At 40.2% G+C, this 6,575-nt stretch carries 6 protein-coding genes and 1 rRNA gene; 3 read left to right on the top strand and 4 right to left on the bottom strand.

Translation table 11 applies throughout. The annotated features are described in order from the left end of the window. Positions 1-103: ribosomal RNA gene (rrf, locus tag H6H03_RS42255) — 5S ribosomal RNA — on the top strand; the annotation flags it as partial. Positions 104-417: 314 nt separating this feature from the next. On the opposite strand, the gene H6H03_RS29780 is transcribed toward rrf, so the two are convergent. The 4 genes from H6H03_RS29780 to H6H03_RS29765 all read right to left on the bottom strand — a co-directional run bounded on the left by H6H03_RS29780 (position 418) and on the right by H6H03_RS29765 (position 4,551). Then, on the bottom strand, positions 418-1,164 hold the full coding sequence (locus tag H6H03_RS29780) for a creatininase family protein (RefSeq protein ID WP_190958660.1): 747 nt from the start codon (positions 1,162-1,164) through the stop codon (positions 418-420). A gap of 384 nt (positions 1,165-1,548) precedes the next feature. Continuing rightward, positions 1,549-1,821, bottom strand: a complete 273-nt coding sequence (locus tag H6H03_RS29775) for a cupin domain-containing protein (RefSeq protein WP_190958659.1) — start codon at positions 1,819-1,821, stop codon at positions 1,549-1,551. A 22-nt stretch (positions 1,822-1,843) separates the two neighbouring features. Continuing rightward, a complete protein-coding gene (locus H6H03_RS29770) occupies positions 1,844-2,203 on the bottom strand; it encodes a Mo-dependent nitrogenase C-terminal domain-containing protein (protein ID WP_190958658.1) in 360 nt (119 codons plus the stop codon). A 656-nt stretch (positions 2,204-2,859) separates the two neighbouring features. Next, a complete protein-coding gene (locus H6H03_RS29765) occupies positions 2,860-4,551 on the bottom strand; it encodes an NAD-binding protein (protein ID WP_190958657.1) in 1,692 nt (563 codons plus the stop codon). 280 nt (positions 4,552-4,831) lie between these two features. Here H6H03_RS29765 and H6H03_RS29760 point away from each other — a divergent pair, with 280 nt between their 5' ends. Beyond that, on the top strand, positions 4,832-5,326 hold the full coding sequence (locus tag H6H03_RS29760; RefSeq protein ID WP_190958656.1) for a hypothetical protein: 495 nt from the start codon (positions 4,832-4,834) through the stop codon (positions 5,324-5,326). Positions 5,327-5,592: 266 nt separating this feature from the next. After that, a complete protein-coding gene (gene uvsE, locus H6H03_RS29755) occupies positions 5,593-6,555 on the top strand; it encodes a UV DNA damage repair endonuclease UvsE (protein ID WP_190958655.1) in 963 nt (320 codons plus the stop codon). Positions 6,556-6,575 lie beyond the last annotated feature (20 nt).

Below are 6,575 nucleotides of genomic sequence, written 5' to 3'. Positions count from 1 at the left end.
GCGGTGGAACCACACTGAACCCTTCCCGAACTCAGAGGTGAAACGCTGCTGCGGCAACGATAGTTTAGGGGTTGCCCTACGCTAAAATAGCTCGATGCCAGGTTTATTATCTAACTCAAACCCCCTTGCTCTCATCAACAGCAAGAGGGTTTTTGTTTATACTCTATTTAGCAATCTGATTTTAATTGTCAAAATTGGAATACAGCGATCCCCGACTTATTTGAGAAGTTGGGGATCTTTTTTATCACAAATGATTCAATACGTTGATTTCTGCGGAGAACCAATTTTAATCACATATAGCAGGAGGCAGGAGGCAGCTATGCTGGAGGTAAAAGTCTTACTATGCCTGCCATTCAAGTTTTTAAAATGTCCTAACCCATGTGAGTACCGATATATCTAAAGTATGTTTGTATGTTTCTACTCTGCTTTCATAAATTCCAAATATCCATTGCTGAGTTCTTTCACCGCCAAGTCATAAAATTGTTTACCGTGTTCTGGTGTTGCTAAAGCCGGATTCGATCCCATGCGTCCATCAGGATAATGTACTCGAAAGTCTGCTGCGCTATAAATACTGTGTCCGCTTGCAACTTCTGGTGAAAGGTATGCTTGCTTAATCGCTTCTGGATAAACGTACTGGCTAAGGGCTACTTCGCTTGGGGTTGCATGAGAACCTTCTCGATCGCCATATAATTCTTTAGCTAGTTTATATACTGAACTGCACATAAACCAGTTAGCCACTTGACATTGTACTTGTGGGGCATTGGGAATCTGCAAATCTTCTAAATGAGCGTAAGTTTCGGAAAAAGCGGCTTTGAGGGTGGCGATATTACCCCCATGTCCGTTGATAAAGTAGAACTTGCTAAAACCAGCTTTGGCGAGACAAGTTACATAGTCTCGCACTACTTGAATTAAAGTACTGGGGCGCAGACTGATTGTGCCAGGGAAAGCAGTATGGTGCAGTGCCATGCCTACATTGATTGTAGGGGCAACGAGCGCTCCAGTTGTATCGCCCACACCACGAGCGATCGCTTCTGCACAAATAGCGTCAGTACCAATTAATCCTGTTGGCCCGTGTTGTTCTGTGGAACCAATCGGAAAAATAATACCCTTTGATTGCTGTAAATAAGCTTCAACTTCTTGCCAAGTACTTAAATGTAGTAACATTTTTGATGATTTCCCTCTAAGAAAGCATATTCTGTGATTCAACTTCTACTAACATAATTATGAAGTTTCTTTTGAGTTAGTGATGTCGTAGACGCAAAGCAGCTTGTCGTAGACATCGCTATGATTTAGATTTGTGACAATAAACTACAGATCCCCGACTTCTTAAAGAAGTCGGGGATCGCACAGCAGATTTCAAGTTTTTGAAGTAGACAAGCTAAGTTAACTACGCAACTATTAAGCCTGTTTTACATCTGAATTCTTAATTCTGACTCCTGAATTCTGATTTGTGAATTCTGCCGTATTTTTCAATAATTAGGATTGAATTATAAAATATTGTTTTTTTGGATCTTCAATAAAACAAAGGGGATCAATCCTTAATCTTGATTAATCAAAGTAATAATGCTTTTTTACGTTACTTTTAATTTCCCAGACGCAAGACATACCAGCAGTAAAAATTACTAAATCCCCTTCACCCATTTGCACTGGCTGTCCACCATCAGGAGTAACAACTACATCACCTTCCAAAAAGTAGCAAGTTTCTTGAGAATCATAAGTCCAAGGGAATTTTGACACTTCCTTTTCCCAAATTGCCCATTTGGACACACCCAATTGTTCGAGACGTTGTTGACTGGGTTGATGCTCAACTTTAATTCCCATACTGTGTTTTCTCTAGTTTTCTTCAGCAGTAGGATTGGATATCCTCTCCACACTGATCTACTAAATAACACAATGCACGAAAACGCAAGCTTACAAGTTCGTCATAAAGCGGATTGAGTTTGCACATAGGAGGAATGTGAGCTATTGTGCGGCCAAAAAGCATGATATCACGCTCAAATGGACACTGGGCGGGAATAAGCTTAGCAATAAATTTGGCGAATTTACGATTCTGAATGTCGATTGCATCGAGCCATTGACGTAATGGTTGCAGTAAATCTAATTTACGCTGACCAAATTGTTTTTTAGTACCTGCTAGATTTTTTTCTTGTATGGGGCTAATAAATCCAGGTAGAAAAATCCGCCGATTATTTGTTTCAAGCATAGTTTTTAGCAAGGTTTTCCTTGTTATAGATGAACTATTTACCAATTTCGAATGCTGCTACGTAACTTATTTGGGCAATTTACATTCTGCTTATAAACTGAAGTTAAATCAGCAGATTGCAATTAATTAACATGCATCTTTGGGGGGAAATCATTTGATTAATTGTTATTTAAACCCACCAAATGTTCGAGAACTGTCCCGTTAAATACAAAATAACAAAGAAAATATAAAAATTGCATTTCTTTAACTTATTAATTTCTAATGGGAAAGATTGCAATTCTATATACAAAATATAAAAGCCTGGTTATAAAACTGCCTAGTGCCTAGAGGTGGACTTTAGGGAAGAAAAACAGAGTTTCGCTGTTACTCTATATACACTTCGCTAGGATTAGCACCTTACTATCTAAAGATATTAGGGTGCTAAATATTCGGTAATCTGTCCGATATAGCACACAAGATAACCTAGATATTATCTAATAAGTAGCCGCAAATGCTTTGATAAGTTCAAACTAATATTTAGAAGTGTCATATCACAATACAGCACACTTGACGAAATTAAAGCGGAAATTGCGAATTCGAGTAATGTATTTCAAACCAAAATCGAAAAATTATGTATGGGCTTGAACCCCAGAATTCAGTTAGCAATTATCAACTAATTAAGCGTGTCTTTCGCAAGCTCCTTCGTCACGCCACAATTGATATAGCCGCGTGGCTGGCATCGTCATATATAAAATATCCCCTGGACTGAGGTTGGTTTCTAGCAAGTCCCAGCCATGCAAGGTTTGGTGATTCGTTTCTACGTATAAAGGTACGCAGTCAGTAGACATCGCTACATCTTTCACCCACTTACCGCAAAAGGCGTGTGAAGATGTAATAACTGTAGCAAAAGCTACCCAAAGACTATCTGCTGTGATGCCATTACCAAGGATTCTTCCCCCTAGTGCGGCTGCGGCAAAAGCTGGGGCTGCCAATTCAGCGGGACTCAGTACTGCCTCGAAGTCAAATAGCTGTTGTGCTATGCCAGCAAAATCAGGATCGGCATAATGGACAATCACTGGAATACTTGGTGTCAAGCTTTTGGCTTTGAGGGCAATCTCTAAATTAGTGGCATCGTTACTGGTTACGGCCAGGACTGCGGCGGCGGCATCTATATTGCTGGACTTGAGTATAGTACGGAAGCTGGCATCACCTTGGATTACCGGAATACCTAGTCCTCTGGTGGTGTTGACAAATCTGTTATTAGAATCGGTTTCAATCACTACCACTTCATGTCCGTTGGTGTGGAGTTGCTGGACGATTTTGACGCCAATACCGCTTAAGCCACAGACGATGTAGTGATATCGCTGGGGTATTCGTGCTGCATCCCAAAATTGCTTAAAGCGGCTTCCCAGGACAAAATCAGTGAGCATTGCATACCAAATACCAATTACCACTGCGCCAACCAGCATCATGATAACGGTAAATAATTTGATACTGTTGGGAGCATTTTCTACTACTTTGTCATTACCGCCTGCTCCGGTAATCATGCCTACAGAAAAATATAGGGCATCGATTACAGATAATTTCAATTCAGCAGATGTGTAAGTGAGTGTGGCAAGTAGAATCACTGCGAGTAAGACAACAGCACCCACGACTACCGATCGCCCGTGTTGCTGAAACTGCCTGAGATTAGTTATCACTTTCAGCAGTTTTCTAATTAGCGATCGCCTCAGAGGGCGAGTGCGGGGTTGGGTGCCAACAATCAAGCGATCGCCCACTTTTAACTCTTTTCCTGAGATGACGGCTGATACTAAATCCATTTCCCCTTCTACAGGTAGATAATAAATCAGCATCCGCGATCGGTCTTCCCACAATTCATTCAGCTTTCGACCTTTCCACAAATGATTTTCATCAATGAATTCTTCATGAATCGGCCAAGTTTGTTGAAATAACTTGATTTGCCCGATCGCTTGACTTCCCAGTGCTGCAAAAGTAAATACCGGTGCTGCCAAACCGACAACACTCATACTCAAATGGTCTGGCAAAGTCTGATCTAAGCGCTCACCTAAATTTGTATTATAAAAGCGGTTGATGATGCGAATCCGCGGATTCAGGACTCGCGCTTGCATCATAATTGACAAATTCAGTTCATCTTTAGAGCCAGCAATTACTAAAGTGTGCGCCTGCTCAATTCCTGCTGCTTTTAGGGTAGCCGCTGCTTGCATCTCGCCAACAATCACATCCGGCGCAGTTTCGCCTGGGATGGGTTGGTAATGAATGCCAACAACAAATGCTCCCTGTTGTCTGAGCAAACGAAAAATTTTATATCCAGTACGTCCTAAGCCACAAACAATAATTCGAGGTTTCATGAAACGGCAGCATCTTTTACAGGCGGGGCTGCATTTCTAGTTAATTATCCAAATTATTGCCTGTTTTCCTCAGTTTAACTGTAACTGAGAACACGATTACTTGAACTCAAAGAGTTAGCAGTAAAGACGCAATTTAGGAGTAGAGACGCGATTAATCGCGTCTCTACTAGTGTTTATATTTGACTTTGACCCCTGAATAAATTGTTGTTAGATGGCACTTTTGCAAAGTTCTAAAAGTCAATGTGATTTGGATACCTGAAAATTTTAAAACAATAGTCTTATGAAAAAACTAGTACAATTAACAGATTTTGGTAGTGTTTTATGCCTCTTGATTATGGCAGGAACGTTACCTACTACAGCACAAGCAAAGCCGCAGTCCACACCAGGGCCTATTTCTGCACCTAATGTCACACTGAATGTACAACGTAGCAGCGGTATATGCCCTCAAACAATTGGGCTGTGGTGGTTTACTTTACCTTATGAAGGCGGTGCTGAACATACAGTAGTAGCAGATACTAGAGAATTTGCAGATTCAACTAAATTAGTTTCATCTAATAACCAGTTTGCCGAGTTTGTTTCACCTTTACGCAGTGATTATGCATCATGTGTAGGTAAAACTCGCACCCAGGAATATACTTTCTACAATGTAGAATTTAAGAATAAGAAGGCTTATTTTCGTGTGGATTTGCGAAAAATTAATGCACCAGGACGGTTAATCACCTACAAAACTGTAGCGGCTTCCCGCCCGTATGTCAGATGGGCGATCGCTGACTAACTCCTTGAAGATTTCAGTCCAATTGCTGATTGACAAATACTTTAGTATGACAATCGTCGGAAAAAAAATAGCCTACACCTTAAGGCAATAAGCAATAGGTAATGAATCTTTCCTATTGCCTGCCTCTAGGAATAATTTAAAAAATTAAATAACACTTCTAAAAAATTTTAGGTATTAATTATCAAGAATGCTTCTCTAGATACTCATCACTGGATAACAAGATTTATTAAAATTAACTAATAAGAAGATGTTAATAAATTTAGTTCATGACGGCAATCCAGTTCCAGAATTTAACCCATACACAGCAACAAAAAGGCATTCTACCCCACTTGGGGCTGGTTTGTATCACTTTTGACAAACAAGTGCGCTTTCGGACAATGACACGCACGCGCTACTTAAAACTGACTCTTGAGGAACGTGAAACAGCCCTAACAGAACTATATCAGCATAATTTACAGCGTTTGCATGACGCTTTATCCTTTTGTCAGAAAAATCAGATTCAACTGTATCGAATGTCTTGTGCTTTATTTCCTCTGTGTGATATGGAAGACGAAATTGGTGCCCATATATTAGAGGAAATGAGCGATGAACTAGCAAAAATTGGGGAACGTGCAAAAGCATTAAACATCAGAATGGTACTGCATCCAGATCAATATGTAGTGCTGAGTTCTGATTCCCCAGAAGTGGTAAAAACAAGTATAAAAATTCTCGAACGACATGCCCGCAACCTTGACTTATTAGGCTTACCCCAATCGCCTTGGTCATTGATGAATATTCATGGTGGGAAATCTCAACGCACCGAACAACTTGTAAAAGTAATCTCAGAATTATCGCCAGCAATTAAAAATCGATTGACTTTAGAAAATGATGAATATGCTTATAGTGCTAGTGAAATTTTAGCAGTGTGTCAGCAAGCAGAAATACCAATGGTATTCGATGCTCATCATCATATTTGCCATGAGAATTTAGACAGCTACGACCATCCAAGTGTGGCATCTATGTTATACGCAGCACGAGAAACTTGGGCAAATCGAGATTGGCAATTAGTCCATATTTCCAATGGCGAACAAGCTTTTAATGACAGAAAGCACAGCGATTTAATTACTGCTATGCCCAGGGTTTACCATGAAGTACCTTGGATAGAAGTCGAAGCTAAACAAAAAGAAGTAGCGATCGCTCATTTGCGTTCTTGGTGGCTGATGGAGTCAGGAGTCAGAATTGGGAATTGAGAATTTAGATGCAATCAGTT

The sequence above is a fragment of the Nostoc paludosum FACHB-159 genome, from assembly GCF_014698835.1.
In the GTDB taxonomy this organism is placed as follows: domain Bacteria; phylum Cyanobacteriota; class Cyanobacteriia; order Cyanobacteriales; family Nostocaceae; genus Nostoc; species Nostoc paludosum.
The sequence above is the reverse complement of the archived record's forward strand: the minus strand, read 5'-3'. Positions and strand labels throughout refer to the sequence as shown.

Excerpts from the sequence above, each read along its gene's own strand:
- H6H03_RS29780 (WP_190958660.1), bottom strand. The coding sequence starts at position 1,164 with ATGTTACTACATTTAAGTACTTGGCAAGAAGTTGAAGCTTATTTACAG.
- H6H03_RS29775 (WP_190958659.1), bottom strand. The coding sequence starts at position 1,821 with ATGGGAATTAAAGTTGAGCATCAACCCAGTCAACAACGTCTCGAACAA.
- H6H03_RS29770 (WP_190958658.1), bottom strand. The coding sequence starts at position 2,203 with ATGCTTGAAACAAATAATCGGCGGATTTTTCTACCTGGATTTATTAGC.
- H6H03_RS29765 (WP_190958657.1), bottom strand. The coding sequence starts at position 4,551 with ATGAAACCTCGAATTATTGTTTGTGGCTTAGGACGTACTGGATATAAA.
- H6H03_RS29760 (WP_190958656.1), top strand. The coding sequence starts at position 4,832 with ATGAAAAAACTAGTACAATTAACAGATTTTGGTAGTGTTTTATGCCTC.
- uvsE (WP_190958655.1), top strand. The coding sequence starts at position 5,593 with ATGACGGCAATCCAGTTCCAGAATTTAACCCATACACAGCAACAAAAA.